Here is a 22,104-nt window from a genome sequence, read left to right as displayed (position 1 = left end):
CCGCCTCAGGGTGTTTTACACTGTCACTACCGGGACGCGCGGTGCTAATGCGCACATCAATTCATACCCGACTGTGCCGGACGCCGTAGCCACTTCATCGATTTTAATCGCCTTGCCCCATAGTTCGACCGGCGTACCAATGCCGGCCTGTGGGCAAGGGGTTAAATCCACCGTCAACATATCCATCGAGATCGCCCCCACGGTAGTTGTACGGATGCCATCCACCAGTACGGGGGTCCCCGTCGGCGCCAGTCGCGGATAACCATCAGCATAGCCACAGGCGACCACGCCAATGCGCTGCTCTGAACCGGCGCGGTAGCGTGCGCCATACCCCACAGTATCGCCAGCCTTTAGCGTTTGTACGGCGATAATTTCACTGCTCAGCGTCATTACCGGACGAATACCACTGGTGGCCACATCCTGCCAATCGCCCGAGGGCGACGCGCCATAGAGCACAATACCGGGTCGCACCCAGTCAAAATGTGCCTCCGGGTGCCAGAGCGTGGCGGCCGAGTTTGCCAGCGATCGCGGTGCGGCGATGCCTTCAGCGGCCTGCGCAATACGCGCCATCGGCGCGATAATGCCTTGCGGGTGTTCCGCCTCAGCAAAATGGGACATCAGCGTGATGTCACCCACGTTTGCCAGGCCACGCAACTGCTGCCAGACGCCATGCACGCGCTCGGGCTGAAAACCCAGCCGGTTCATTCCGCTGTTAATTTTCAGGTAGATATCCAGCGGTGCTTGCAGACGCGCATTTTGCAGTGCGTTAATTTGCCAGTTGCTGTGCAGGCTGGTGGTCAGGCGGTATTTATCAAACAGCGGCAGCTCATCCGCATGGAAAAAACCCTCCAGCATCAGAATCGGTCCTTTCCAGCCGCGCTCACGCAGCAGGATAGCTTCTTCCAGATTCAGCATGGCGAAGCCGTCTGTGGTATTAAGCGCACGCCAGACACGATCGATACCGTGCCCGTACGCGTTTGCCTTAACGACCGACCAGATTTTTGCTGATGGCGCTGCGCGGCGAACAACCTGCAAGTTATTGGCCAGCGCCTGTAAATCCAGGGTGGCCAGAACCGGACGAGACATCACTATTCCTTATATCAGTTATGAACGCCGTGTAAGTGTTGCGCACGCGCAGGCGTAAAACCCGACAGATAGCGCGCCACGCCAAGATCATCAGACGGAATCGCGGGCGTCGTGCCGGAAATCAGATCGCTTATCAACTGACCGGAACCGCAGGCCATTGTCCAGCCCAGCGTACCGTGTCCGGTATTGAGCCACAGATTTTTAAACGGAGTACGCCCGACAACCGGCGTGCCGTCCGGCGTCATTGGCCGCAACCCCGTCCAGAAGGTAGCCTGTTCAACGTGGCCGCCGCGCGGGAACAGGTCGCGCACCACCATCTCCAGCGTTTCACGGCGCGGCTTCAACAACTCGGTGTTGTAACCCACAATTTCCGCCATTCCGCCCACGCGGATGCGCTGGTCAAAACGGGTAATGGCAATCTTGTAAGTCTCATCAAGGATGGTCGATACCGGCGCGCCATCTTCTTGTGCAATCGGGATAGTCAGGGAATAACCTTTAAGCGGATAGACCGGAATATCAACAATCCCTTTCAGTAAACCCGTGGACCAGGATCCAAACGCCATTACGTAGGCATCGGCTTTGATCACCTCGTCGCCACATTTCACGCCGTAGATTTTCTCGCCTTCGTACAGCAGGCGATCCACCGGTGTGTTAAAGCGGAACACCACTCCCGCCTGGGCGGCCATCTGCGCCAGATGTTGAGTAAAGAGCTGGCAGTCGCCGGTTTCATCATTCGGCAAGCGCAGCCCGCCCGTCAGTTTACCCGCGACTTCCGCCAGCGCCGGTTCAACCTCCGCCAGACGTGCCGCCTCCAGCAATTGATAGGGCACCCCGGCATCCTGCAAAACGGCGATATCGCGGGTCGCATTTTCATACTGTTCAGCGGTGCGAAACAGTTGCAATGTACCGCCCTGCCGCCCTTCGTACTGAACATTGGTGGTTTCCCGCAGCATTTTCAGACAGTCGCGGCTGTATTCCGCCAGACGCACCATGCGTCCTTTGTTTTCCATGTAGTGGCGGGTGTCGCAGTTACGCAGCATTTGCCACATCCATTTTAACTGTGATGATGTGCCATCCAGGCGGATAGCCAGCGGCGCATGGCGCTGAAACATCCATTTAATCGCTTTCAGCGGTACGCCTGGCGCAGCCCAGGGCGCAGCATAGCCAGGTGAAATCTGCCCGGCATTGGCGGCGCTGGTCTCCTGCGCGGGGCCAGGCTGCCGATCGATCACCGTCACGTCATGACCCGCCTGACGCAGATACCATGCGCTGGTGACGCCCACCACCCCGCTACCTAAGACAACAACTTGCATATCCCTCTCCCATGAGTAAAGCACAATCATCTAATTACAAATTGATAACCCAGATGAAAATATTATTCAACATATGCCTTTTTTATGGTGACATCTCTCACAGCTTCGCCCTATTACAAGGGCTAAACGTATTTAGCATCTCCTGCTGAACGCCTTTTAAGCGCAGAACAAAAAACTACAAAACAGCCTTTCAGCGCCGCCTCGAGAAGAAAAAATCGCGAAGAAAAACCTATGGCTTAGCCACAGATTTTATTGCGTGTTCTATGCTTGAAATGAGACGCTCCATACAGAGAGTGTTGTTAACAACGAGGGCGCGCTAATGGCTACGATTGACTCAATGAATAAGGACTCTATTCGTCTGAGCGATGGACCCGATTGGACTTTCGATCTGCTGGATGTTTACCTGGCAGAGATCGACCGGGTGGCGAAACTCTACCGGCTGGATACCTATCCGCATCAAATCGAAGTGATCACCTCAGAACAAATGATGGATGCCTACTCAAGCGTAGGTATGCCAATTAACTACCCTCACTGGTCGTTCGGTAAGAAATTCATCGAGACGGAACGCCTTTACAAACATGGTCAGCAAGGGCTGGCTTATGAAATTGTCATCAACTCGAATCCCTGCATCGCCTACCTGATGGAAGAGAACACCATTACCATGCAGGCACTGGTGATGGCGCATGCCTGCTACGGGCATAACTCGTTTTTCAAAAACAACTATCTGTTCCGAAGCTGGACTGACGCCAGCTCGATTGTCGATTACCTGATCTTCGCCCGCAAATACATTACCGATTGCGAAGAGCGTTATGGCGTGGATGAAGTGGAAAAACTGCTCGACTCCTGCCATGCGCTGATGAACTACGGTGTGGATCGCTACAAACGCCCGCAGAAAATCTCGCTGCAGGAGGAGAAAGCGCGCCAGAAAAGCCGCGAGGAGTATCTGCAAAGCCAGGTGAATATGCTGTGGCGTACGCTGCCGAAACGCGACGAAGAGGTGGCGGTGGCCCAGGCGCGTCGCTACCCGGCGGAGCCGCAGGAGAATCTGCTCTACTTTATGGAGAAAAACGCGCCGTTGCTGGAGTCGTGGCAGCGCGAAATCCTGCGCATCGTGCGCAAAGTCAGCCAGTATTTTTACCCGCAGAAACAGACTCAGGTGATGAACGAAGGATGGGCGACGTTCTGGCACTACACCATCCTCAACCACTTGTATGACGAAGGCAAAGTCACCGACCGCTTTATGCTGGAGTTCCTGCACAGCCATACCAATGTGGTGTTCCAGCCGCCCTATAACAGCCCGTGGTATAGCGGCATCAACCCCTATGCGCTGGGCTTTGCCATGTTCCAGGACATCAAGCGAATTTGCCAGTCGCCGACCGATGAAGATAAGTACTGGTTCCCGGATATTGCCGGTTCTGACTGGCTGGAAACGCTGCATTTCGCGATGCGCGACTTTAAGGATGAAAGCTTTATCAGCCAGTTTATGTCACCGAAAATCATGCGTGACTTCCGCTTCTTTACCGTGCTGGATGACGATCGCAATAACTACCTGGAGATTGCCGCTATTCATAACGAAGAGGGCTACCGGGAGATCCGCAACAAACTGTCGTCACAGTACAACCTGAGCAACCTGGAGCCGAATATTCAGGTCTGGAACGTGGATTTACGCGGCGATCGCTCGCTGACGCTGCGTTACATTCCGCACAATCGCGCGCCGCTGGATAAAGGTCGCCGCGAAGTTCTGAAGCATGTGCACCGGCTGTGGGGATTTGATGTGCTGCTGGAGCAGCAAAATGAAGATGGTAGCGTGGAACTGTTAGAGCGCTGCCCGCAACGCTCTAACACACTGTAATGGAAATCCCCTCTGCGCCGCAGAGGGGTAACTTTGCTTATCGCCCTTGTAAGGCCAAATCGCCTGGCATCGTTTTTTGCATACGGTGCCAGATTTCACCGCTCTCATGACCGTAGCGACGCACCAGTTCGTAAACCTGATCGTGCTGCGCATGCTCACACACTTCCGCCAGCTTGTGATAGAAACCCAGCGCCAGGCTACGTGCTTCCGGGCTGGAGAAGTAATGGCGACCAATGCGCGTATACAACCCTTTCATACCGTTCAGGATCAACCCGTAAATCGGATTGCCGGAGGCAAAAGCAAGCCCGCGGAAAACGTTGTAATCGAGTTCGGCAAACGCGTCAGCGTGGTCTTCCACCTCGCGCGCGCTGGCCAGCACTTTCAACGCGTCATCAGGGTGCTGACGGAATGCAGTACGAATGAAGATAGTGGAAATGTTGGTGCGCACCGACAACAAGTTGTCGATCAACTGCGGAACGCTTTCGTGATCGAGACGCGCCAGCGTTTCCAGAATGTTCAGACCCGACGTTTCCCAGAAGTTATTCACTTTGGTGGGTTTGCCATGCTGAATAGTGAGCCAGCCATCGCGGGCCAGACGCTGTAAAACTTCACGCAATGTGGTACGGGTGACGCCAATCAGTTCAGAGAGTTCGCGTTCAGCAGGAAGAATGGATCCCGGGGGGAAGCGATTATTCCAGATACTTTCAATGATGTACTCTTCCGCGAAACCCGCCGGGCTCTGCGCCTTAATGACCATAGTGAGATTTCCATTACACAGCATTAGCAAAGAGGACTCATCATACCAGACCCCGTCGGGGGCAGGTAGCATGCGAAAAGAAGAAAAAAGGGGATCGGTACGCCATTTTGACTATTTAGCAGCGCTTAACCTCATAAGTCATATGGCTTTCATCCGAAACTGATGCAGCGCAAAATGCCCGTTCTTTTTTGCCGGATATGACATCGCTTGGTGGTCTGGTTTGACTTTTCGCATGATAAACATTCAATTACGTAATATTTTACCAGCCGCTAGTGGCCTGTAGAGAGATTTCGTTTACACTGCTTTTTCAAAGCATCTCCCAGGGAAATGATTATGTTGCGATACTTGAACAAGTGCTCGCGCGGGCGCGGCGCGTGGTTATTAATGGCGCTGACGGCGTTTGCACTTGAAATGGTCGCGCTGTGGTTCCAGCATGTCATGCTGCTGAAACCCTGCGTACTCTGTATTTATGAACGCAGCGCGTTGTTTGGCGTGATGGGTGCCGGAATTGTCGGCGCGATTGCGCCAAAAACGCCGCTACGTTACGTCGCTCTGGCGATCTGGCTCTATAGCGCATGGCGCGGCATCCAGCTTGCCTGGGAACATACGATGATTCAGCTGCACCCTTCCCCGTTTATGACCTGCGATTTTGCCGCCCGTTTTCCAACGTGGCTGCCGCTGGATAAATGGCTCCCGCAAGTGTTTGTCGCATCCGGCGACTGTGCTGAGCGTCAATGGTCGTTTCTGACGCTGGAGATGCCGCAGTGGCTGCTGGGCATTTTTGTGGCTTATCTGGTCGTTGCGCTGTTGGTGCTGATTGCCCAACCGTTCAAACCGAAAAAACGCGATCTCTTTGGTCGCTAACAGAACGCTCCCTCGGGAGCGTTTTTTTGCATTACCTTCCCGGTTCCAGCCCATAGCGCAGTTGCCTGAAGTTTACCGCCCGGACATTGCTGCGATTTAACAACACCACACTGGAACCAACATACAAGCGTGAAAAATTGCCCGCTCTCGTAAACGGCGTGTAGCGAGGCGTTTTTTACTTTTCCCTGCCCTGCTGGCTGCTTATCGCGTCGGTAATTATCGACGTTTTTTGGGGTGTCTGAACGTTAATCCGCCCATTCCGGTTTGTTTAAAATGTGCTCCTGCCAGTCGCGGACTTCAGACTCTTTCACGGCAATATGGCGCACGGAAATGCGTTCGGCGTGCATTGCCGCTTTGGAGCCAGTGCGCAGCGGGTGCCACAGTGGTAACGCTTTACCCTCGGCCAGTAAACGGTAAGCGCAGCTCGGCGGCAGCCATTCAAAGGTCGGGAGATTTTCGCGGGTCAGTTTGATGCAATCAGGTTCATACTCGAACCGACGCTCATAGTTACGACACTGGCAGGTTTTGATATTCAACTGACGACAGGCAACATTGGTAAAGTAGATTTCGTCGGTGTCTTCATCCATCAGTTTATGCAGGCAGCACTGCCCGCAGCCATCACATAACGACTCCCACTCCGCGTCCGTCATTTGGTCGAGAGTTTTGCTTTGCCAGAAAGGAGTGTCGTTCATGATAAAATCCGCCATTAAAATCCAGGGAGCACCTTATAACCAGTCTGGCATGCGGATGCAAGTTTTGCCGCCCGTTCCAGGCGGCAAACTGTGTCAAAGTACGCGGGTCGTCAGGGAAAGGCCGTTAAAGCTCACGTCCAGCTCATCACCGCTTTGCAGCGGGCCGACGCCATCTGGCGTGCCGGTCAGGACCACATCGCCTGCTTTCAGCGTGAAAAAGCGGCTCATATAGGCAATCAGCGGCACGATTTTGTGGATCATATCGGCAGTCGTGCCTTGCTGGCGGACTTCGCCATTCACTTTCAGACCAAGCGTCGTGTTTTGCGGGTCGCTGGCAAACTCCGCCGCCGGGATAAAGCCAGAAATCGGGCATGAATTATCAAAACCTTTGGCTTTTTCCCACGGCTGCCCGGCTTTCTTCATTTTACTTTGCAGATCGCGTAGCGTGAGATCCAGCGCCACGCCGTATCCGGCTATGGCCTTACGGACATGTTCTTCCGTGGCCTGGCGCAGCGTTGCGCCAATCAGCACCGCCAGTTCCACTTCATGGTGCACAGAACCAAAATCCTGTGGCAAGGCGAGCGGCTGGCGGATGTCGCACAACGCCGTTTCGGGTTTAATAAACAGAACCGGCTCTTCCGGGGTAGCGCTCCCCATTTCCTTAATATGTTTCGCATAGTTGCTGCCAACGCAAACCACTTTACTCACCGGGTAATCCAGCAGAGCGCCCTGCCAGTTGTGATGCTGATACATTTATTCCACCTCCGGTAACACATTGAACATGAGCGAAAAATGACTATCCGCGCCACCCGGCAGTTTGTCAAATACCAACGCGTTGCCGCCTGTGTCGAAGGTACAAATAAGAAACGGCTCAAAGAGCCGTCCTTTCACGTTTCGGGTTTATTGTTTGCCTAAACCCGCGAGGTGTTGTTTCAATAAGTTTTCTTGTGGTGGCGGTAACTGCAAATAATAGCCTTGCGTGACCAATGCTTCTTTTACTTTATCCAAATCCGCGCCAGCCAATTTTTTACGACCATCAAGCGGAAAAAGCATCGTCAACTGCGGTGGACCGAAGCTCTGCATTAACGCTTCCGGTACGCGGGAAAAATCGTCTTTTTTTTCGACATACAGATAAGTCTGTTCACGACGGGCACTTCGATAGATCACACAAAACATACTTATTACTCGGAATTAGCGGGTGGTTACTTGCCTGAATATAACAGTGACTATAACATGCCTGATAGTCTTCGGAATATCACTCAACGATCGGGTGATAATAGCAAAATGAGTAAGGTCAGGATGTCAAACACGCCCATCGAGCTAAAAGGCAGTAGTTTTACCTTATCAGTGGTTCACTTGCATGATGCAAAACCCGAGGTTATTCGTCAGGCGTTAGAAGACAAAATCGCTCAGGCTCCTGCTTTCTTGCAACATGCTCCCGTTGTCATCAATGTCTCCACGCTGGAAGGCCCGGTTAACTGGCCCCGGCTACAGCAGAGTATTACCGAAACCGGTCTGCGCGTCGTGGGTATTAGCGGCTGTAAAGACAGCGAATTGAAAGCGGAAATCGAGCGCGCCGGGCTCCCCCTACTGACAGAAGGTAAAGAGAAAGCGCCGCGTAAGGCCATCGCTCCTGAACCCACTCCCATTGTTACCCCGGTCACAAAAACACGCTTGATTGACACCCCGGTTCGTTCCGGTCAGCGGATTTATGCACCACACTGTGATCTGATTGTCACCAGCCACGTCAGCGCAGGCGCTGAACTGATTGCCGACGGCAATATCCATGTCTATGGCATGATGCGTGGGCGAGCGCTGGCGGGAGCTAGCGGCGATCGCGAGGCACAAATTTTTTGCACACACCTCACGCCGGAACTGGTTTCCATCGCGGGAGAATACTGGCTGAGCGATCAAATCCCGGCCGATTATTATGGCAAAGCGGCACGTTTGCGGTTAGCGGACAACGCTTTGACAATTCAACCCTTAAATTAAGCCCTTTTAACAAGGAACTCCTATGGCACGCATTATTGTTGTTACTTCGGGTAAAGGGGGCGTTGGCAAGACCACCTCCAGCGCGGCCATCGCTACTGGTTTAGCCCAGAAGGGCAAGAAAACCGTCGTTATCGATTTCGATATTGGGCTGCGCAACCTGGATCTCATCATGGGCTGCGAACGCCGCGTCGTGTACGATTTCGTCAACGTTATCCAGGGTGATGCAACGCTGAACCAGGCGTTGATCAAAGATAAACGCACCGAAAATCTCTATATTCTTCCGGCATCGCAGACCCGCGATAAAGACGCGCTGACCCGTGAAGGCGTGGCGCAGGTGCTCGAAGATCTGAAGAAAATGGATTTCGATTTCATTGTCTGCGACTCCCCTGCGGGTATCGAAACCGGCGCGCTGATGGCGCTCTATTTCGCCGATGAAGCCATTATCACCACCAACCCGGAAGTGTCGTCAGTGCGTGACTCTGACCGCATTCTCGGTATTCTTGCGTCGAAATCACGCCGCGCCGAAAATGGTGAAGAACCGATTAAAGAGCACCTGCTGTTGACCCGTTACAACCCGGGGCGGGTTAACCGCGGCGACATGCTGAGCATGGAAGATGTGCTGGAAATTCTGCGAATCAAACTGGTTGGCGTGATCCCGGAAGATCAGTCCGTGTTACGCGCGTCAAACCAGGGTGAGCCGGTTATCCTGGATGTCAACGCAGACGCGGGTAAAGCCTATGCCGATGCCGTGGAACGTCTGTTAGGAGAAGATCGTCCTTTCCGCTTCATTGAAGAAGAGAAGAAAGGTTTCCTCAAACGCTTGTTCGGAGGATAAGTTATGGCATTACTTGACTTTTTTCTCTCCAGAAAAAAGAACACTGCCAGCATTGCTAAAGAACGCCTGCAAATTATTGTTGCAGAACGTCGCCGCAGCGACGCTGAACCCCATTATTTACCGCAGCTTAAGCGGGATATTCTGGAAGTGATTTGTAAGTATGTACAAATCGATCCAGAGATGGTGACGGTTCAACTGGAACAAAAAGGGGACGATATTTCCATTCTGGAACTTAACGTTACCCTGCCGGAAGCAGAAGAAACGAAATAAATAACGTTTCGCGCAGGCATTAAAAAAAGGCAGATAATTTCTGCCTTTTTTGTTTATTACACGGAATACCCTGTAATTATTTACAGTTATTATCGTGGATATTCATCCAGTAATTTTTTCAGCTGATCGGCCATCATTTCTCCCCGCCAACCGCTAATTAATTCCGGTGCGGTTGTCTGCGGTTTCAATTTCCAGTGCCAATTCAACAACTGATTAATCTGCCGGCGTGAAGCCAGCAGCTCAACGCTCACTTTCTCGCTTTCACCAATGGTTTGCACCAGCGCTTTAATGGCCTTGAATGCCTTGCGATAACCCGGCATATCCATCAGATTCAATAGCGGTTCCGGCAACGCCTCTTCCGGTAGCGCCTGAGCCTGCGCAACCAGCGCCAGCAGCGTTTTGCCATGGAAACGAATTTCACTGCCGGAGAGACCGATGCTGTCCAGTTCGCCCATGCTGGCAGGCATGTAGCGCGCGACCGCCCACAGGTTCTCTTCCCGAACGACAAAATTCACCGCCAGATCACGCTCGCGCGCCTTACGCAACCGCCAGTCCGCAAGCAAGCGCAGGCAGGCAAGCTGACGCGTACGCAACTGCCAGGCGTTGGTGATATCGCGCCATGCCTCTTCCGGTGCCAGCACTTCCTGGCGACGCTGCATCATCAAGCGACATTCGTCCAGCGCGGCATCCAGTCGACCGGCCTGTTCCGTTTCCGCCAGCAACTTGCCGGCGATCGGCAGCAGATACCACACGTCTGCGGCGGCATAGTCGCACTGACGTTCCGTCAGCGGGCGCGCCAGCCAGTCGGTACGTGACTCGCTCTTATCGATAACCAGTCCGGTGAACTCCTCCACCATGGCGGCAAAGCCCCATGAAAGCGGACGACCGCAGAATGCAGCGAGAATTTGGGTATCGATCATCGGTTGCGGCTGTACGCCGAACGCGTTCAGGAAAACCTCCAGATCTTCGCTCCCCGCATGCAGGTATTTGGTCACCTGCGTATTGATCAACAGGTTGCGAAACGGCGTCCAGTCGGTAATAGACAGCGGATCAATCAGCGCCACATGCTCACCGTCATAGAGCTGAATCAGCCCCAGTTGCGGGTAGTAAGTACGGGTGCGGACAAATTCGGTATCCAGGGCAATGGCCGGAAACGCACTGGCGGCTTCACACAACGCCGCCAGTGCGTCGTTCGTCGTGATCATCTGGTAATTCAAATCATTATCTCTTTAGTTTGCACCCATAAAAAACGCCGGCTTAACCGGCGTTCGGGCGATTAATGCATAGCTCAGGCTTTATTGTCCACTTTGCCACGCGCTTCGTCACGTAATTCTCGTCGTAAAATCTTACCGACGTTCGATTTTGGCAATTCACTGCGGAATTCCACCAGCTTCGGCACCTTATAGCCCGTCAGCTGGCGGCGGCAAAACGCAATCAGCGCATCTTCCGTCAGGCTGTCCTCTTTTTTGACGACGAAGATCTTCACCGCTTCACCGCTGTTTTCAGACGGGACGCCCACCGCAGCCACTTCCCGTACCCCGGCATGCTGCATCACAACGTCTTCAATCTCGTTCGGGTAGACATTAAAACCCGAGACCAGAATCATGTCTTTTTTGCGATCGACAATACGCAGGAAACCTTCGTCATCCATCACGGCAATGTCACCGGTGTAGAGCCAGCCGTCACGCAGAATTTCATCCGTCGCATCCGGTCGCTGCCAGTAGCCCAGCATCACCTGCGGCCCTTTCACACACAGCTCCCCGGGTTCGCCCGGCGCGACTTCATTCCCCTCATCATCCACCAGTTTGGCCTCGGTGGACGGCACCGGCAGACCAATGCTGCCACTGTGATAATCGATGTCGTGCGGGTTTACACTCACCAGCGGCGAGCATTCAGTCAGGCCATAACCTTCCAGCAAATACTGCCCGGTCAGCTTGACCCAGCGATCCGCCACCGCTTGCTGCACCGGCATCCCCCCGCCTGCGGACAAGTGCAGCGAGGAGAAATCCAGTTTGCGAAACTCGTCATTATTCAGCAGCGCGTTAAACAGCGTATTTACCCCGGTCATCGAGGTGAACGGGTATTTCGCCAGCTCTTTAACCAGCCCCGGGATATCACGTGGGTTGGTGATCAGCAGGTTTTGCCCGCCCAGTTCAATAAACAGCAGGCAGTTCATGGTCAGCGCAAAAATGTGATACAGCGGAAGCGCCGTCACCACCAGCTCTTTGCCGCGGTGCAACAACGGCCCGTAAGTCGCATTAACCTGCTCCAGGTTCGCCAGCATGTTGCGATGGGTCAGCATCGCCCCTTTCGCTACCCCGGTGGTTCCGCCGGTGTATTGCAGGAAGGCGAGATCGTCCGCAATCACCTCAGGTTTGACGTACTGCATGCGATAACCGCTTTGCAACGCGCGGCGGAATGAAATGGCATCCGGAAGATGGTATTTCGGCACCAGACGCTTAACGTATTTGACGACAAAGTTCACCAGCGTGCCTTTTGCCGACGACAGTTGATCGCCCATGCGAGTCAGGATCACATGGCGCACCTGGGTTTTATCAACCACCTTCTCCAGGGTGTGGGCGAAGTTCGAGACAATCACAATCGCGGACGCGCCGCTGTCATTCAGTTGGTGCTCCAGCTCGCGCGGGGTATACAGTGGGTTGACGTTCACCACAATCATTCCGGCACGCAAAATACCAAATAACGCGACCGGATATTGCAGCAGGTTTGGCATCATCAACGCGACGCGATCGCCTTTTTTCAGCCCCAGACCTTGCTGAAGATAGGCGGCGAATGCCCGGCTGCGCTCTTCCAGCTTCCGGTATGTCATCACCTCGCCCATATTGATAAACGCGGGTTGATCGGCATAACGTGCGGTGGAGTGTTCGAATAATTCAACCAGGGATTGATAACGGTCGGGATTGATCTCCGCAGGAACATCTGCGGGATAACGGTTAAGCCAAACCTTCTTCAATGCATCACCTCTGAAATGAGTATTTTTGGTCATCACAACCCCAGTTAATAAACAAGCCGTTAACATAATATTAACTCAGCGTACCAGTTTATTAATTAAGCGAGCCGAAGGTTGCGAAGCGCGTCACTAATTATTTTTCTTATAAACCGCTATAGACAGAAACAGCGGCCAGGCCGCTGTCTCTTTCTCTTGTTATAACAAGGAATTACTCTGTCACGACAGTCTCAACACGGGCAGGCTCAGGCGGATACCAACCCCAGCCCCCTAACCCGGAGTGCCAGTGGCGTGGCCCTGGCCCCGGTCCCCAAAACCAGGGATCGACAGGCTGCGGCGCCATCACTACCTGCTGGGTCAAACGCCAGCGTTTGTAGCCGTTGGCCTGCATCACCATATATTTATAGGGTGCGTCGCCCACTTTCCCTTCTTCGGTACCGGTGATAGGACCGACGACGGTAACTAACTGATTGCGGAAGTCGACAGGATCAAGAAAGCCGTTCACGTCTGCATAAATACGACCAACAGAAGGCTCACCCAGCACCGGGCGAGCACCGCTATCCAGCGGTACAGCGGCGATTTCCAGCCGGGTTTTCCCTTGCTGGTTCTTAATATCAACAACCTTACCGCCAAAACGCCCTTCCTGACCGACATACAGCGTGGGTGCATTCATTACCCGCACCAAATCTTCTTGCGGCGTTGGACTGGTTCCTTTAATCGCGTCAGGCACAGAAACACAACCGCTTAACACTGCCGATGCCAGACCGGCCAGCAACCAGCGCATACCTCTTTTTTGACCCGCCATGATGCGACTCCTCAACTCAGTTTGTACTACTGAGATTCATTCCCGGCCCGGAAGTTTCTTCCATGCCACTTCGTTACGCAAATAAACAGGTTCAGCATGCTCAACGGCAACCGTGCGTTGCTCAGTAAACAAGCGACGGGCAATCGGCAGCATATCTTCGGCGGCTGGCAGCGTGGTTTCACCCTCGATGAGCGACAGCGCACACGTGCTGGCCATCTCCGGCCAGGCAGCCCAGCCAGTGCCCACCGTGGCCCACTGCCCATCAAGCTGTTGCAGACGCGCCATCACGGCTTGCGGATTGAGCACAGCTTCGCTCTCTTCCCCCTGCCAGACGCCCTGCTCATCACGCTGATACTCAGCCCAGTAGACTTCCCCCATGCGTGCGTCGATGGCTGCCAGCACGCGGGTTGCGCCGGTCTTTCGCCATGCGCCTTCCGCCATGGTCGCCAGCGTTGAAACGCCAATCATCGGCAGTTCTGCGCCCAATGCCAGCCCTTGCGCAATACCGATGCCAATGCGTACACCGGTAAAGCTGCCTGGCCCGCGGCCAAACGCCAGCGCGTCGAGTTGCGTGAGGGATATTTTTGCATCGTGCAGGACATCCTGAACCAGCGGCAGGATGCGTTGAGTGTGTTCGCGAGGGCAAAGTTCGAAGTGCGCGAAGGTCGTACCATCGTTCCACAGCGCGACAGAACACGCTTCCGTGGCGGTATCAATAGCCAGAATTCGCATGGGTATAACAGTCCACTATCAACAAAATGGCGCGCATCTTACCACAGTCCGCAGCAAATTACTGCGCCGGTGGCGATGCGAGGAATTCGACTGCGCGACGAATATCCCGGGTGCGGGGCGCAGGCGGAAGACTCGACAAGAACACCGCACCATAAGGGCGCATCACCAGCCGGTTATCACAAATCACCAGCACGCCGCGATCGTCCACATCGCGGATCAGTCGCCCGACGCCTTGTTTCAGCGTAATTACGGCATCCGGTAACTGCACCTCGTCAAAGGGATCGCCGCCGCGCAGGCGACAATCTTCCATGCGCGCTTTCAGAAGCGGATCTTCCGGCGAGGTGAACGGCAGTTTGTCGATGATCACCAAAGACAGGGTATCGCCGCGCACGTCCACCCCTTCCCAGAAACTGCTGGTCGCCACTAAGAGTGCATTGCCGGCACTGACGAACTCTTGCAATAACCGGCCTTTACTGGTTTCACCCTGCAACAGGACGGGCAAGGTCATGGTGGCGCGGAACTGTTCCGCAAGATCGCGCATCATGGCGTGCGAGGTACAGAGCATAAAGCAGCGGCCATTGTTTGCTTCAATCATTGGCCGCAACATGGCGGCAAGCTGGCGCGCAGCACCCGGTTGATTGGTCTGCGGCAAATTGCGCGGGACGCACAATAACGCCTGACGCTGATAATCAAAAGGGCTTGCCAACAGTAACGACTCCGCACCTTCAATACCCAACCGCGCCGTAAAATGATGCAAATCGTCATTCACCGACAGCGTCGCAGAGGTAAAAATCCAGCTGCCTTTTTTCTGCGCCATCACTTCGGTGAATTTATCCGACACCGTCAGCGGCGTGAGCGCCAGCGTAAAATGGCGGGATGTGCATTCGTACCAGTAGCTGTAACCCGGCTGGTTGATCTCTTTCAGCCGTTTCAGGCGCGCGCGATAGAGCGTAGCGCGTTCAAAAGCGGCATCCAGCAACGCCGAACGCCCGAGGGAGAGCTTTGCCACGTCGTAACACAGCTCAAGCGCATCATCGAGCAGTAACAATGCGCGTTGAATGTTCGCATCCGCCAGCAATTCGCGCAGATTACCGCGATAACCCGGTTCCCCCAGTTGCAGGCGGAAGTCCTGCGCGCTCTGCGCCAGCCGGTCGGCGCACTTCTGCAACTGAGCGGTATCTTTCAGTTCAGTCCGGTAAGCGATGGTGAAATCTTTCGCCAGATCCTGTAGCTGGCGGCTGGAGAGCGACTGACCAAAATACTGGCTGGCGATATCCGGAAGCTGATGCGCTTCGTCAAATATCATCACCTCAGCTTCCGGAATAAGTTCACCGAAGCCGCTCTCTTTCACCACCATATCGGCGAGAAACAGATGGTGGTTAACCACCACCACATCGGCATCCATCGCTTTTTTACGCGCTTTCACCACAAAACAGTCTTTATACATCGGGCAATCGCTGCCAAGACAGTTGTCATTGGTGCTGGTGACCAGCGGCCAGGCTTGCGAATCTTCCGCCACGCTGACACAGGTGCTGATGTCACCATCGGTCGTTTGGTTCGACCATGAACGCAGCAGAATCACGTCGCTGAGTGTCTGTACCGGCAGATCGCCGCCCGCCAGCGCTTGCTGCTCAAGACGCTCAATGCACAAATAGTTGGAACGGCCTTTCAGCAGCGCGGTGCGCCCGGTAAACGCCAGCGCTTTAGCAACGGTGGGTAAATCACGGCTGTAGAGCTGATCCTGCAATGCTTTTGAGCCGGTGGAGATGATCACTTTTTTCCCCGAGCGTAGCGCCGGGGCCAGGTAGGCGTAGGTTTTTCCGGTGCCGGTTCCGGCTTCGACCACCAGCGGTTGGGTATGGCGAATCGCCTCTGTCACCGCGTGCGCCATCTGGCGCTGTGGCTCGCGCGGTTTAAATCCCGGAATCGCTTTGGCCAGTTGGCCGTCTGTTGCAAAATCGTCCGTCACACTACCCCCTGGTTAAATCGACAGTGATTATGTCAGGGTGTGCGGATTTACGCCAGCCAGGTTTATGTGGCACTCTTGCCTGCCCGCTATGGAGAATAAGAAGGAAAAGGTTATGACAATTGTGCGAATTGACGCAGCAGCCCGCTGGTCAGATGCGGTGATCCACAATCAGACGCTGTACTACACCGGCGTGCCGGAGAACCTGGACGCCGATGCATTTGAACAGACCGCCAACACACTGGCGCAAATCGACGCGGTGCTGGCAAAACAAGGCAGCGATAAAACGCGTATCCTCGACGCGACCCTTTTTCTTGCCGACAGCAGTGATTTCGCCGCGATGAATAAAGCCTGGGATGAGTGGGTTGTGGCAGGCCATGCGCCAGTACGCTGCACTGTGCAAGCGAAACTGATGAACCCGCGCTACAAAGTGGAAATTAAAATTATCGCCGCGGTGTAATTACTCGTCTTCGTCTTCGAAGCGCGCCACGATCCGCTCGCCGGTATGGGTGGCGCGCAGCTCTTCTGCAACCTGTGCAATCGCCTGTCCGCTACTCATGCCGCCGGCCATTAATTCCTGGATGCGTTCCACCGCTTTTTGCTGTTGCTCGTGGCTAAGGGAAGGTAAACCTGCAAACATCGTGAACTCCTGCTAAATTGTTGACGCTAATTATTCCACGCGGTCGCGCTATTCACCAGCAAAGACGCACATGAGTCAGGTTCAATGAAGACGTTATCCCCCGCCGTAATCTCTCTGCCGTGGCGCTCCGACGCTGCCGAACACTACTTTGCCCCGCTCAGCCATCAGCCGTGGGCCATGCTGCTGCATTCAGGCCATGCCGATCATCCGCACAATCGCTTTGATATTCTGGTGGCCGAACCGTTGACGACGCTCATCACGCGCGGCGAGATCACCACCCTTAACGATACACAAGAATCGAGTGATGATCCGTTGCAGCTGTTACAACACGCCCTCGACGAGTGTGGCTTTCGCAGCGCTTCTGACCCGGAGCTGCCGTTTCAGGGCGGCGCGTTAGGCCTGTTTGGTTATGATTTAGGCCGACGTTTTGAAAAACTTCCCCGGCATGCCGAACAGGATCTCGCCCTGCCAGAGATGTCCGTGGGAATTTATGATTGGGCACTGGTGGTGGATCATCAACGCCAGCGGGTGACGCTGCTGAGTCATGGCGATGTCAATGCACGTCTGGCCTGGCTGAACGCGCAAACCGCGCCGCAGCGGGAGGATTTCCGCTTAACCTCGGCCTGGCAGGCGAACATGAGCCGGGAGGAGTACGGGGAAAAATTTCGCCAGGTACAGGCCTGGTTGCACAGCGGCGACTGTTACCAGGTCAATCTCGCGCAGCGTTTTCAGGCGCATTATCAAGGAGATGAGTGGCTGGCTTTTTGCCGCTTAAACCGTGAAAACCGCGCCCCGTTCAGCGCATTCCTGCGCTTGCAGCAGGGCGCGATACTCAGCCTCTCACCGGAGCGCTTTATCCGCCTTGAGGGTGACAATATCGAAACACGGCCGATCAAAGGTACTCTTCCACGGCTTGCCGACCCACAGGCTGATGCGGAACAGGCGAAGAAACTGGCGTCGTCGGCAAAAGATCGCGCTGAAAACCTGATGATTGTCGATTTGATGCGTAATGATATTGGCCGCGTGGCGCTACCGGGTTCGGTGCGGGTGCCGGAACTGTTCGTGGTTGAGCCATTTCCTGCCGTCCATCACCTGGTCAGTACCGTTACGGCAACACTCCCGCCCGGTCGGCAAGCCTGCGATCTGTTACGCGCAGCCTTCCCCGGCGGCTCGATTACGGGTGCGCCCAAAGTCCGCGCGATGGAAATTATTGATCAACTGGAGCCGCAGCGTCGCAATGCCTGGTGCGGCAGCATTGGCTATATCAGCGTTTGCGGCAATATGGACACCAACATCACGATCCGCACGCTGACCGCCTGCGACGGGCAGATTTACTGTTCCGCGGGCGGCGGCATTGTCGCCGATAGTCAGGAAGAGGCGGAATATCAGGAAACCTTTGATAAAGTTAATCGTATTCTGCGGCAACTGGAGAAATGATTCGTGGAACAACCGGCGTTAACCCTGGATGATTTTTTATCGCGCTTTCAACTTTTACGGCCACAGCTTAGCCCGCAAACCATTCACTCGCGCCAGGCGGCAGTGCTGGTGCCTATCGTGCGGCGCGAACAGCCGGGTTTGCTGTTAACGCAACGCTCCCCACTGCTGCGCAAACATGCAGGTCAAGTCGCCTTTCCCGGCGGCGCGGTCGACAGTAGCGACGCCTCATTAATTGCTGCGGCGCTGCGTGAAGCGCAGGAAGAGGTCGCCATTCCTCCCGACGCGGTGGAAGTGATCGGCGTGCTGCCGCCGGTGGATAGCGTCACCGGTTTTCAGGTCACGCCAGTGGTTGGCGTTATTCCGCCGGATTTGCACTACCACGCCAGTGAAGATGAAGTCTCCGCTGTGTTTGAGATGCCGCTGGCGGAGGCGCTGCGCCTGGGCCGTTATCATCCGCTGGATGTGCATCGTCACGGCAACGCGCATCGCGTGTGGTTATCCTGGTATCAGCATTATTTTGTTTGGGGCATGACGGCGGGCATTATTCGTGCGCTGGCGCTGCAGATCGGGCGCAAGCCATAGACTATACTTTGCACAACGCCTCTTTTTGACAGACTGAGATCAACTTCGCGTTATTAGTTTAATCAGGGTTACGCATTAGTTTAATTCATGTGAATAGTTAAGCTGACAGTGACCTTCCCTCTTACACTATGCGCAGTTATTACATCGTTACTGGAACCCCCGGTAACCCTGTCAGGAGTGTTAATGTGATTAGTATATTCGACATGTTTAAGGTGGGGATTGGTCCCTCATCTTCCCACACTGTTGGCCCGATGAAGGCCGGTAAGCAGTTCGTCGATGACCTGGTCGAAAAAGGATTGCTGGACGATGTCACCCGCGTAGTGGTGGACGTTTACGGCTCACTGTCCCTTACCGGGAAAGGCCACCATACCGATATCGCCATTATTATGGGGCTGGCGGGGAACGAACCCGCTACTGTGGATATCGACACCATTCCCGCCTTCATTCGCGATGTAGAAAACCGGGGTCGCCTGCTGCTGGCGCAGGGTCGCCATGAAGTGGATTTCCCGCAGAATGATGGCATGCGCTTTCATAGCGACAACCTGTCGTTGCACGAAAACGGCATGCGCATTACCGCCTTAAACGGCGATCGAGTCACGTACAGCAAAACCTATTACTCCATCGGCGGTGGCTTTATCGTCGACGAAGAGCATTTCGGCAAAGAAACCCTCGATACAGTCAGCGTTCCCTACCCGTTCAATTCCGCGACGCAAATGCTGGAATATTGCAAAGAGACCGGCCTATCGCTTTCCGGCATGGTGATGCAAAACGAGCTGGCGCTGCACAGCAAAAAAGAGATTGAAGAGTACTTTGCGCATGTGTGGGCGACCATGCGCGCCTGTATCGATCGCGGAGTGAATACCGAAGGGGTACTGCCAGGACCGCTGCGTGTTCCACGCCGTGCTTCCGCGCTGCGTCGCATGCTGGTGTCGAGTGACAAGCTCTCCAACGATCCGATGAATGTGGTCGACTGGGTGAACATGTTCGCGCTGGCGGTCAACGAAGAGAACGCCGCAGGTGGCCGCGTTGTTACCGCACCAACCAACGGCGCATGCGGTATCGTGCCTGCTGTGCTGGCGTATTACGATCACTTTATCGAGTCTGTCAGCCCGGACATTTATATCCGCTATTTCCTCGCTGCCGGGGCAATTGGCGCACTGTATAAGATGAATGCATCAATTTCCGGTGCGGAAGTGGGTTGCCAGGGTGAAGTGGGTGTTGCCTGCTCCATGGCAGCGGCAGGGCTTGCCGAGCTGCTGGGCGCCAGCCCGGAACAGGTGTGCGTTGCAGCGGAAATCGGCATGGAACATAACCTTGGCTTAACCTGCGACCCGGTTGCAGGTCAGGTTCAGGTACCCTGCATCGAGCGTAACGCGATTGCTTCCGTAAAAGCGATTAACGCCTCGCGCATGGCGATGCGCCGCACCAGCGCGCCGCGTGTCTCTCTCGATAAGGTTATCGAGACCATGTATGAAACGGGCAAAGACATGAACGCCAAATACCGCGAAACATCCCGCGGCGGGTTAGCCATCAAGGTTCAGTGCGATTAACCATCACGCCCATCAACGCCGTTCAGCCGAACGGCGTTTTTTTTTGCTCTTCTGCCACAGATCGATCATATATCGCCGATATTCTCGTTGTTTATTGGATTCCCCACTACACTTTTAGTGTGCTGGCATGGAACTCAAGCCAGGGATTCCACAGGCGACAATGGCATGCAAACGGCTCAACGGATCATTCAAAGCTACCGACATAAACGGGCCATTTTTTGCGTGGTCGTGGCCACCGTCGCCCTGATTTGCACCTTGGCGTTTCGCTTTATTTCGGAGCGGAACATAAATCAGCAACGCATTGTCGCGTATACGAGTCATGCCGTACAGACGCTCGATCGGCTCATACAACCGTTAATCGCCGGGCGTGATGTCGTAACGCCGCTCGTTGGCATGTCCTGCGACGATGCCCATCAAACGTTGCGCAAACAAGCTGCCTCTCTGCAAACCGTTCGCGCCATTGCGCTAATTGAAAACGGCATACTGTACTGCTCCAGTATCTTTGGTCATCGGAATGTGCCGGTTCATCAGTTACAGCCCTCCTTACCAGCCAGCCAACCGCTGATGGCGCTCTCCACCGATCAATCACTGCTGAAAGATCAACCTATTCTTATTCTCTGGTATCCCACCCGCGAAGATGGACAAAATGGTGTGCTGGAGGTGGTGAATATTGAGTTGTTGAGTAATTTAATGCTCGAACCCCAAGAGCCGTTAATCACGCGCGTCAACCTGAGCGTTAATGGTCGGCATCTGGTGCAAGGTAAAGGTGTGATGGACCAGTTGCCGCAGCAGCAGGATGAAAAACACTATCAGCAATCTTCCACACAGTTTCCCTTTGCCATCAGCGTGAGCGGCCCTGGCGCAGATCAACTGGCGCTACAGCATTTGCCTTCCCAATTACCGCTGGCCTTGATGATGAGTTTTTTGACCGGTTTTATTGCCTGGTTTGCGACCGCCAGTCGCATGAGTTTTTCCTGGGAGATCAACCTCGGACTGGTCGCCCATGAATTTGAACTGTTTTGCCAGCCAGTGATAAGCGCCAGCAACCTGCAGTGCACCGGGGTGGAAATATTGCTGCGCTGGTATAACCCGCGTCAGGGGTGGATTTCACCGGAAGTGTTTATCCCGATTGCCGAAGATCACCACCTTATCGCCCCGCTCACCCGCTATGTTATTACTGAAACAGCACGCCAACGGGAACTGTTCCCTGACGATCCGCAATTTCATATTGGTATTAACGTCGCACCCAGTCATTTGCGCCATGGCGAGTTATTAAAAGACTTGCACAACCTCTGGTACAACTTGCATCCCACGCAGCAGTTAGTGATTGAGCTGACCGAACGCGATGCATTGTTGGATGCGGATTCCCGCATGATGCGCGAACTGCACCGCAAAGGCACAAAAATCGCGATTGACGATTTTGGCACCGGCAACAGCTCCCTGGCCTGGCTGGAGAAACTCCACCCGGACATCCTGAAAATTGATAAATCCTACACCACAGCAATTGGTACCGATGCGGTGAACTCAACGGTCACCGATATGATTATCGCCCTCGGGCAGCGGTTGCATATTGAACTGGTGGCGGAAGGGGTGGAGCAGCCGCAGCAGGCGCTCTATTTGCGCCAGCAGGGCGTGCAGTTATTGCAGGGGTTTTTGTTTGCCAGGCCGATGCCAATTAACGACTTTCCAGCCTGGCTGGCGGAAAACAACTCACCGCCGGCCAGGCATAACAGCCACGAATTACCGCTGACACAGGGGTAACG

The 22,104-nt window shown here is 54.5% G+C and carries 22 protein-coding genes; 10 read left to right on the top strand and 12 right to left on the bottom strand.

Translation table 11 applies throughout. The annotated features are described in order from the left end of the window. Positions 1-15: 15 nt before the first annotated feature. On the bottom strand, positions 16-1,086 hold the full coding sequence (gene dadX, locus ACQ3G7_RS11050) for a catabolic alanine racemase DadX (protein ID WP_430889832.1): 1,071 nt from the start codon (positions 1,084-1,086) through the stop codon (positions 16-18). A gap of 14 nt (positions 1,087-1,100) precedes the next feature. Beyond that, the gene (locus ACQ3G7_RS11045) at positions 1,101-2,399 is read right to left on the bottom strand and encodes a D-amino acid dehydrogenase (RefSeq protein ID WP_430889831.1); all 1,299 of its coding nucleotides are present in this window, start codon (positions 2,397-2,399) and stop codon (positions 1,101-1,103) included. Positions 2,400-2,718: 319 nt separating this feature from the next. On the opposite strand from ACQ3G7_RS11045, the gene ACQ3G7_RS11040 reads away from it, so the two are divergent. Then, positions 2,719-4,251, top strand: a complete 1,533-nt coding sequence (locus ACQ3G7_RS11040) for a SpoVR family protein (RefSeq protein ID WP_430889830.1) — start codon at positions 2,719-2,721, stop codon at positions 4,249-4,251. A gap of 37 nt (positions 4,252-4,288) precedes the next feature. On the opposite strand, the gene fadR is transcribed toward ACQ3G7_RS11040, so the two are convergent. Continuing rightward, a complete protein-coding gene (gene fadR / locus ACQ3G7_RS11035) occupies positions 4,289-5,008 on the bottom strand; it encodes a fatty acid metabolism transcriptional regulator FadR (RefSeq protein WP_088237916.1) in 720 nt (239 codons plus the stop codon). Between the two features lie 333 nt (positions 5,009-5,341). On the opposite strand from fadR, the gene dsbB reads away from it, so the two are divergent. After that, on the top strand, positions 5,342-5,872 hold the full coding sequence (gene dsbB / locus ACQ3G7_RS11030; RefSeq protein ID WP_430889829.1) for a disulfide bond formation protein DsbB: 531 nt from the start codon (positions 5,342-5,344) through the stop codon (positions 5,870-5,872). A gap of 245 nt (positions 5,873-6,117) precedes the next feature. On the opposite strand, the gene ycgN is transcribed toward dsbB, so the two are convergent. The 3 genes from ycgN to ACQ3G7_RS11015 form a co-directional block, all read right to left on the bottom strand. After that, positions 6,118-6,564, bottom strand: coding sequence for a cysteine cluster protein YcgN (ycgN, locus tag ACQ3G7_RS11025; protein WP_061500079.1), 447 nt, complete (start codon positions 6,562-6,564; stop codon positions 6,118-6,120). Positions 6,565-6,657: 93 nt separating this feature from the next. Beyond that, complete coding sequence (locus ACQ3G7_RS11020; protein WP_263100520.1) at positions 6,658-7,317, bottom strand: fumarylacetoacetate hydrolase family protein; 660 nt, start codon at positions 7,315-7,317, stop codon at positions 6,658-6,660. Between the two features lie 147 nt (positions 7,318-7,464). Next, on the bottom strand, positions 7,465-7,740 hold the full coding sequence (locus tag ACQ3G7_RS11015) for a YcgL domain-containing protein (RefSeq protein ID WP_263100519.1): 276 nt from the start codon (positions 7,738-7,740) through the stop codon (positions 7,465-7,467). 123 nt (positions 7,741-7,863) lie between these two features. Here ACQ3G7_RS11015 and minC point away from each other — a divergent pair, with 123 nt between their 5' ends. The 3 genes from minC to minE are packed head-to-tail and all read left to right on the top strand — an operon-like array spanning position 7,864 to position 9,661. Continuing rightward, the gene (minC, locus tag ACQ3G7_RS11010) at positions 7,864-8,556 is read left to right on the top strand and encodes a septum site-determining protein MinC (protein WP_263100518.1); all 693 of its coding nucleotides are present in this window, start codon (positions 7,864-7,866) and stop codon (positions 8,554-8,556) included. Between the two features lie 22 nt (positions 8,557-8,578). Then, positions 8,579-9,391, top strand: a complete 813-nt coding sequence (minD, locus tag ACQ3G7_RS11005) for a septum site-determining protein MinD (protein WP_263100517.1) — start codon at positions 8,579-8,581, stop codon at positions 9,389-9,391. Positions 9,392-9,394: 3 nt separating this feature from the next. Next, entirely contained in the window at positions 9,395-9,661 is a 267-nt protein-coding gene (gene minE, locus ACQ3G7_RS11000; protein ID WP_004384978.1) for a cell division topological specificity factor MinE, read from the top strand. A gap of 89 nt (positions 9,662-9,750) precedes the next feature. Here minE and rnd read toward each other — a convergent pair whose 3' ends face one another. From rnd to yoaA, 5 genes are all read right to left on the bottom strand, one after another. Then, complete coding sequence (gene rnd / locus ACQ3G7_RS10995; protein ID WP_263100516.1) at positions 9,751-10,878, bottom strand: ribonuclease D; 1,128 nt, start codon at positions 10,876-10,878, stop codon at positions 9,751-9,753. Between the two features lie 71 nt (positions 10,879-10,949). Then, complete coding sequence (fadD, locus tag ACQ3G7_RS10990) at positions 10,950-12,635, bottom strand: long-chain-fatty-acid--CoA ligase FadD (protein ID WP_263100515.1); 1,686 nt, start codon at positions 12,633-12,635, stop codon at positions 10,950-10,952. 205 nt (positions 12,636-12,840) lie between these two features. Further along, the gene (locus tag ACQ3G7_RS10985; RefSeq protein ID WP_430889828.1) at positions 12,841-13,434 is read right to left on the bottom strand and encodes a Slp/YeaY family lipoprotein; all 594 of its coding nucleotides are present in this window, start codon (positions 13,432-13,434) and stop codon (positions 12,841-12,843) included. A 36-nt stretch (positions 13,435-13,470) separates the two neighbouring features. Further along, positions 13,471-14,166, bottom strand: a complete 696-nt coding sequence (tsaB, locus tag ACQ3G7_RS10980; RefSeq protein WP_430889827.1) for a tRNA (adenosine(37)-N6)-threonylcarbamoyltransferase complex dimerization subunit type 1 TsaB — start codon at positions 14,164-14,166, stop codon at positions 13,471-13,473. Positions 14,167-14,224: 58 nt separating this feature from the next. Then, positions 14,225-16,135 carry a DNA repair helicase YoaA gene (gene yoaA / locus ACQ3G7_RS10975; RefSeq protein WP_263100512.1) on the bottom strand — a complete coding sequence of 637 codons (1,911 nt, stop codon included), beginning with the start codon at positions 16,133-16,135 and terminating at the stop codon, positions 14,225-14,227. Between the two features lie 112 nt (positions 16,136-16,247). Between yoaA and ACQ3G7_RS10970 the strand changes: the two genes are divergently transcribed. Next, positions 16,248-16,592: a RidA family protein gene (locus ACQ3G7_RS10970; RefSeq protein WP_430889826.1), complete on the top strand. Its 345-nt coding sequence runs from the start codon at positions 16,248-16,250 to the stop codon at positions 16,590-16,592. On the opposite strand, the gene ACQ3G7_RS10965 is transcribed toward ACQ3G7_RS10970, so the two are convergent. After that, on the bottom strand, positions 16,593-16,772 hold the full coding sequence (locus ACQ3G7_RS10965) for a YoaH family protein (RefSeq protein ID WP_061496578.1): 180 nt from the start codon (positions 16,770-16,772) through the stop codon (positions 16,593-16,595). Between the two features lie 84 nt (positions 16,773-16,856). Here ACQ3G7_RS10965 and pabB point away from each other — a divergent pair, with 84 nt between their 5' ends. From pabB to pdeD, 4 genes are all read left to right on the top strand, one after another. Next, complete coding sequence (pabB, locus tag ACQ3G7_RS10960) at positions 16,857-18,209, top strand: aminodeoxychorismate synthase component 1 (protein ID WP_430889825.1); 1,353 nt, start codon at positions 16,857-16,859, stop codon at positions 18,207-18,209. Positions 18,210-18,212: 3 nt separating this feature from the next. Continuing rightward, on the top strand, positions 18,213-18,791 hold the full coding sequence (locus ACQ3G7_RS10955; RefSeq protein ID WP_430889824.1) for a CoA pyrophosphatase: 579 nt from the start codon (positions 18,213-18,215) through the stop codon (positions 18,789-18,791). A gap of 185 nt (positions 18,792-18,976) precedes the next feature. Continuing rightward, entirely contained in the window at positions 18,977-20,341 is a 1,365-nt protein-coding gene (gene sdaA, locus ACQ3G7_RS10950) for an L-serine ammonia-lyase (protein WP_430889823.1), read from the top strand. Between the two features lie 165 nt (positions 20,342-20,506). Next, the gene (pdeD, locus tag ACQ3G7_RS10945) at positions 20,507-22,102 is read left to right on the top strand and encodes a cyclic di-3',5'-guanosine monophosphate phosphodiesterase PdeD (RefSeq protein ID WP_430889822.1); all 1,596 of its coding nucleotides are present in this window, start codon (positions 20,507-20,509) and stop codon (positions 22,100-22,102) included. Positions 22,103-22,104 lie beyond the last annotated feature (2 nt).

The sequence above is a fragment of the Kosakonia sp. N21 genome, assembly GCF_050587465.1.
Lineage (GTDB): Bacteria > Pseudomonadota > Gammaproteobacteria > Enterobacterales > Enterobacteriaceae.
The sequence above is the reverse complement of the archived record's forward strand: the minus strand, read 5'-3'. Positions and strand labels throughout refer to the sequence as shown.

Coding starts and splice junctions, on each gene's coding strand:
- dadX (WP_430889832.1), bottom strand. CDS start 1,086: ATGTCTCGTCCGGTTCTGGCCACCCTGGATTTACAGGCGCTGGCCAAT.
- ACQ3G7_RS11045 (WP_430889831.1), bottom strand. CDS start 2,399: ATGCAAGTTGTTGTCTTAGGTAGCGGGGTGGTGGGCGTCACCAGCGCA.
- ACQ3G7_RS11040 (WP_430889830.1), top strand. CDS start 2,719: ATGGCTACGATTGACTCAATGAATAAGGACTCTATTCGTCTGAGCGAT.
- fadR (WP_088237916.1), bottom strand. CDS start 5,008: ATGGTCATTAAGGCGCAGAGCCCGGCGGGTTTCGCGGAAGAGTACATC.
- dsbB (WP_430889829.1), top strand. CDS start 5,342: ATGTTGCGATACTTGAACAAGTGCTCGCGCGGGCGCGGCGCGTGGTTA.
- ycgN (WP_061500079.1), bottom strand. CDS start 6,564: ATGAACGACACTCCTTTCTGGCAAAGCAAAACTCTCGACCAAATGACG.
- ACQ3G7_RS11020 (WP_263100520.1), bottom strand. CDS start 7,317: ATGTATCAGCATCACAACTGGCAGGGCGCTCTGCTGGATTACCCGGTG.
- ACQ3G7_RS11015 (WP_263100519.1), bottom strand. CDS start 7,740: ATGTTTTGTGTGATCTATCGAAGTGCCCGTCGTGAACAGACTTATCTG.
- minC (WP_263100518.1), top strand. CDS start 7,864: ATGTCAAACACGCCCATCGAGCTAAAAGGCAGTAGTTTTACCTTATCA.
- minD (WP_263100517.1), top strand. CDS start 8,579: ATGGCACGCATTATTGTTGTTACTTCGGGTAAAGGGGGCGTTGGCAAG.
- minE (WP_004384978.1), top strand. CDS start 9,395: ATGGCATTACTTGACTTTTTTCTCTCCAGAAAAAAGAACACTGCCAGC.
- ACQ3G7_RS10985 (WP_430889828.1), bottom strand. CDS start 13,434: ATGGCGGGTCAAAAAAGAGGTATGCGCTGGTTGCTGGCCGGTCTGGCA.
- tsaB (WP_430889827.1), bottom strand. CDS start 14,166: ATGCGAATTCTGGCTATTGATACCGCCACGGAAGCGTGTTCTGTCGCG.
- ACQ3G7_RS10970 (WP_430889826.1), top strand. CDS start 16,248: ATGACAATTGTGCGAATTGACGCAGCAGCCCGCTGGTCAGATGCGGTG.
- ACQ3G7_RS10965 (WP_061496578.1), bottom strand. CDS start 16,772: ATGTTTGCAGGTTTACCTTCCCTTAGCCACGAGCAACAGCAAAAAGCG.
- pabB (WP_430889825.1), top strand. CDS start 16,857: ATGAAGACGTTATCCCCCGCCGTAATCTCTCTGCCGTGGCGCTCCGAC.
- pdeD (WP_430889822.1), top strand. CDS start 20,507: ATGCAAACGGCTCAACGGATCATTCAAAGCTACCGACATAAACGGGCC.